We start from the raw sequence: 5,247 nt of genomic DNA on the forward strand, positions 1-5,247 counted from the left end.
GAGAGTATCGGGTGAGTACAAAGGAAGCGTCCGTTCCTTGAGAACTCAACAGCGTGCCAAAAATCAACGCCAGATATGTTGATACCCCGTCCCCGGCAGTGATAGCCGAGGATGAGGTTCCTTTGAAACAAAACACAGCGAGGACGCTGTGAACGGCCGGGCTTATTCCGCCTGGCTGTTCCGCTCTCGTGGTGTCGTCCCGATTACGGGAAAACATTCACGGAGAGTTTGATCCTGGCTCAGGACGAACGCTGGCGGCGTGCTTAACACATGCAAGTCGAACGATGAACCACTTCGGTGGGGATTAGTGGCGAACGGGTGAGTAACACGTGGGCAATCTGCCCTTCACTCTGGGACAAGCCCTGGAAACGGGGTCTAATACCGGATAATACTTCCACTCGCATGGGTGGGGGTTAAAAGCTCCGGCGGTGAAGGATGAGCCCGCGGCCTATCAGCTTGTTGGTGAGGTAATGGCTCACCAAGGCGACGACGGGTAGCCGGCCTGAGAGGGCGACCGGCCACACTGGGACTGAGACACGGCCCAGACTCCTACGGGAGGCAGCAGTGGGGAATATTGCACAATGGGCGAAAGCCTGATGCAGCGACGCCGCGTGAGGGATGACGGCCTTCGGGTTGTAAACCTCTTTCAGCAGGGAAGAAGCGAAAGTGACGGTACCTGCAGAAGAAGCGCCGGCTAACTACGTGCCAGCAGCCGCGGTAATACGTAGGGCGCAAGCGTTGTCCGGAATTATTGGGCGTAAAGAGCTCGTAGGCGGTCTGTCGCGTCGGATGTGAAAGCCCGGGGCTTAACCCCGGGTCTGCATTCGATACGGGCAGACTAGAGTGTGGTAGGGGAGATCGGAATTCCTGGTGTAGCGGTGAAATGCGCAGATATCAGGAGGAACACCGGTGGCGAAGGCGGATCTCTGGGCCATTACTGACGCTGAGGAGCGAAAGCGTGGGGAGCGAACAGGATTAGATACCCTGGTAGTCCACGCCGTAAACGGTGGGAACTAGGTGTTGGCGACATTCCACGTCGTCGGTGCCGCAGCTAACGCATTAAGTTCCCCGCCTGGGGAGTACGGCCGCAAGGCTAAAACTCAAAGGAATTGACGGGGGCCCGCACAAGCAGCGGAGCATGTGGCTTAATTCGACGCAACGCGAAGAACCTTACCAAGGCTTGACATACACCGGAAAGCATTAGAGATAGTGCCCCCCTTGTGGTCGGTGTACAGGTGGTGCATGGCTGTCGTCAGCTCGTGTCGTGAGATGTTGGGTTAAGTCCCGCAACGAGCGCAACCCTTGTTCTGTGTTGCCAGCATGCCCTTCGGGGTGATGGGGACTCACAGGAGACTGCCGGGGTCAACTCGGAGGAAGGTGGGGACGACGTCAAGTCATCATGCCCCTTATGTCTTGGGCTGCACACGTGCTACAATGGCCGGTACAAAGAGCTGCGAAACCGTGAGGTGGAGCGAATCTCAAAAAGCCGGTCTCAGTTCGGATTGGGGTCTGCAACTCGACCCCATGAAGTCGGAGTTGCTAGTAATCGCAGATCAGCATTGCTGCGGTGAATACGTTCCCGGGCCTTGTACACACCGCCCGTCACGTCACGAAAGTCGGTAACACCCGAAGCCGGTGGCCCAACCCCTTGTGGGAGGGAGCTGTCGAAGGTGGGACTGGCGATTGGGACGAAGTCGTAACAAGGTAGCCGTACCGGAAGGTGCGGCTGGATCACCTCCTTTCTAAGGAGCACTTCTTACCGGGCTTGCCCGGTCAGAGGCCAGTACATCGGCGTACGTCCGGTGCTGGTTGCTCATGGGTGGAACGTTGATTATTCGGCACTCTCAGTCATCTCGGGCTGCAAGTACTGCTCTTCGGAGCGTGGAAAGCTGATCATGAGTGGCGAGGGTGCCGGGCACGCTGTTGGGTGTCTGAGGGTACGAGCGTTGCTCGTCCTTCTGATGCCGGCCCCAGTGAACTCCAGCTCAGGTTGGGGGTGATGGGTGGCTGGTCGTTGTTTGAGAACTGCACAGTGGACGCGAGCATCTGTGGCCAAGTTTTTAAGGGCGCACGGTGGATGCCTTGGCACCAGGAACCGATGAAGGACGTGGGAGGCCACGATAGTCCCCGGGGAGTCGTCAACCAGGCTTTGATCCGGGGGTTTCCGAATGGGGAAACCCGGCAGTCGTCATGGGCTGTCACCCGCTGCTGAACACATAGGCAGTGTGGAGGGAACGCGGGGAAGTGAAACATCTCAGTACCCGCAGGAAGAGAAAACAACCGTGATTCCGGGAGTAGTGGCGAGCGAAACCGGATGAGGCCAAACCGTATACGTGTGAGACCCGGCAGGGGTTGCGTGTGCGGGGTTGTGGGATCTCTCTTTCACAGTCTGCCGGCTGTGAGACGAGTCAGAAACCGTTGATGTAGGCGAAGGACATGCGAAAGGTCCGGCGTAGAGGGTAAGACCCCCGTAGTCGAAACATCAACGGCTCGTTTGAGAGACACCCAAGTAGCACGGGGCCCGAGAAATCCCGTGTGAATCTGGCGGGACCACCCGCTAAGCCTAAATATTCCCTGGTGACCGATAGCGGATAGTACCGTGAGGGAATGGTGAAAAGTACCGCGGGAGCGGAGTGAAATAGTACCTGAAACCGTGTGCCTACAAGCCGTGGGAGCGTCGCGCATCGAGCTTGCTCGGTGCGTCGTGACTGCGTGCCTTTTGAAGAATGAGCCTGCGAGTTTGCGGTGTGTTGCGAGGTTAACCCGAGTGGGGCAGCCGTAGCGAAAGCGAGTCCGAACAGGGCGTTTCAGTAGCACGCTCAAGACCCGAAGCGGAGTGATCTAGCCATGGGCAGGTTGAAGCGGAGGTAAGACTTCGTGGAGGACCGAACCCACCAGGGTTGAAAACCTGGGGGATGACCTGTGGTTAGGGGTGAAAGGCCAATCAAACTCCGTGATAGCTGGTTCTCCCCGAAATGCATTTAGGTGCAGCGTCGTGTGTTTCTTGCCGGAGGTAGAGCACTGGATAGGCGATGGGCCCTACCGGGTTACTGACCTTAGCCAAACTCCGAATGCCGGTAAGTGAGAGCGCGGCAGTGAGACTGTGGGGGATAAGCTCCATGGTCGAGAGGGAAACAGCCCAGAGCATCGACTAAGGCCCCTAAGCGTACGCTAAGTGGGAAAGGATGTGGAGTCGCACAGACAACCAGGAGGTTGGCTTAGAAGCAGCCACCCTTGAAAGAGTGCGTAATAGCTCACTGGTCTAGTGATTCCGCGCCGACAATGTAGCGGGGCTCAAGCGTACCGCCGAAGTCGTGTCATTGCAGCAATAGGGCCAACGCCTGCTGTGATGGGTAGGGGAGCGTCGTGTGCCGGGTGAAGCAGCACCGGAAGGTAGTTGTGGACGGTTCACGAGTGAGAATGCAGGCATGAGTAGCGATACACACGTGAGAAACGTGTGCGCCGATTGACTAAGGGTTCCTGGGTCAAGCTGATCTGCCCAGGGTAAGTCGGGACCTAAGGCGAGGCCGACAGGCGTAGTCGATGGATAACCGGTTGATATTCCGGTACCCGCTGTGAAGCGTCAAACACTGAACCAGGCGATGCTAAGTCCGTGAAGCCGTTCCGGACCCTTCGGGGAAAGGAAAGTGGTGGAGCCGACGGACCAGACTTGCAGTAGGTGAGTGATGGGGTGACGCAGGAAGGTAGTCCATCCCGGGCGGTGGTTGTCCCGGGGTAAGGGTGTAGGCCGTGTGATAGGCAAATCCGTCACACATTAAGGCTGAGACCTGATGCCGAGCCGATTGTGGCGAAGTGGATGATCCTATGCTGTCGAGAAAAGCCTCTAGCGAGTTTCATGGCGGCCCGTACCCTAAACCGACTCAGGTGGTCAGGTAGAGAATACCGAGGCGTTCGGGTGAACTATGGTTAAGGAACTCGGCAAAATGCCCCCGTAACTTCGGGAGAAGGGGGGCCACGTCTGGTGAGAGGACTTGCTCCTCGAGCTGGGGGTGGCCGCAGAGACCAGCGAGAAGCGACTGTTTACTAAAAACACAGGTCCGTGCGAAGCCGTAAGGCGATGTATACGGACTGACGCCTGCCCGGTGCTGGAACGTTAAGGGGACCGGTTAGTCACTCTTCGGGGTGGCGAAGCTGAGAACTTAAGCGCCAGTAAACGGCGGTGGTAACTATAACCATCCTAAGGTAGCGAAATTCCTTGTCGGGTAAGTTCCGACCTGCACGAATGGCGTAACGACTTCTCGACTGTCTCAACCATAGGCCCGGTGAAATTGCACTACGAGTAAAGATGCTCGTTTCGCGCAGCAGGACGGAAAGACCCCGGGACCTTTACTATAGTTTGATATTGGTGTTCGGTTCGGCTTGTGTAGGATAGGTGGGAGACTTTGAAGCGGCCACGCCAGTGGTTGTGGAGTCGTCGTTGAAATACCACTCTGGTCGTGCTGGATGTCTAACCTGGGTCCGTGATCCGGATCAGGGACAGTGTCTGATGGGTAGTTTAACTGGGGCGGTTGCCTCCTAAAGAGTAACGGAGGCGCCCAAAGGTTCCCTCAGCCTGGTTGGCAATCAGGTGTTGAGTGTAAGTGCACAAGGGAGCTTGACTGTGAGACCGACGGGTCGAGCAGGGACGAAAGTCGGGACTAGTGATCCGGCGGTGGCTTGTGGAAGCGCCGTCGCTCAACGGATAAAAGGTACCCCGGGGATAACAGGCTGATCTTCCCCAAGAGTCCATATCGACGGGATGGTTTGGCACCTCGATGTCGGCTCGTCGCATCCTGGGGCTGGAGTCGGTCCCAAGGGTTGGGCTGTTCGCCCATTAAAGCGGTACGCGAGCTGGGTTTAGAACGTCGTGAGACAGTTCGGTCCCTATCCGCTGCGCGCGCAGGAATATTGAGAAGGGCTGTCCCTAGTACGAGAGGACCGGGACGGACGAACCTCTGGTGTGCCAGTTGTTCTGCCAAGGGCATGGCTGGTTGGCTACGTTCGGGAGGGATAACCGCTGAAAGCATCTAAGCGGGAAGCCTGCTTCGAGATGAGTATTCCCACCCCCTTGAGGGGTTAAGGCTCCCAGTAGACGACTGGGTTGATAGGCCGGATGTGGAAGCCCAGTAATGGGTGAAGCTGACTGGTACTAATAGGCCGAGGGCTTGTCCTCAGTTGCTCGCGTCCACTGTGTTGGTTCTGAAACCACGAACAGCCCCATGCCATGGTCACGGTGTGGTGCGGCTG

General features: G+C 57.3%; 2 rRNA genes. Both read left to right on the forward strand.

Annotated elements, in window-relative coordinates:
* Positions 1-216: 216 nt before the first annotated feature.
* Positions 217-1,742: ribosomal RNA gene (locus tag ACFWBB_RS42280) — 16S ribosomal RNA — on the forward strand.
* Between the two features lie 308 nt (positions 1,743-2,050).
* A 23S ribosomal RNA gene (locus ACFWBB_RS42285) occupies positions 2,051-5,173 on the forward strand.
* The 16S and 23S rRNA genes sit together here, the layout of an rRNA operon.
* Positions 5,174-5,247: the final 74 nt, after the last annotated feature.

Origin of the sequence: Streptomyces sp. NPDC060000 (assembly GCF_042737375.1) — a bacterium.
GTDB lineage: Bacteria > Actinomycetota > Actinomycetes > Streptomycetales > Streptomycetaceae > Streptomyces.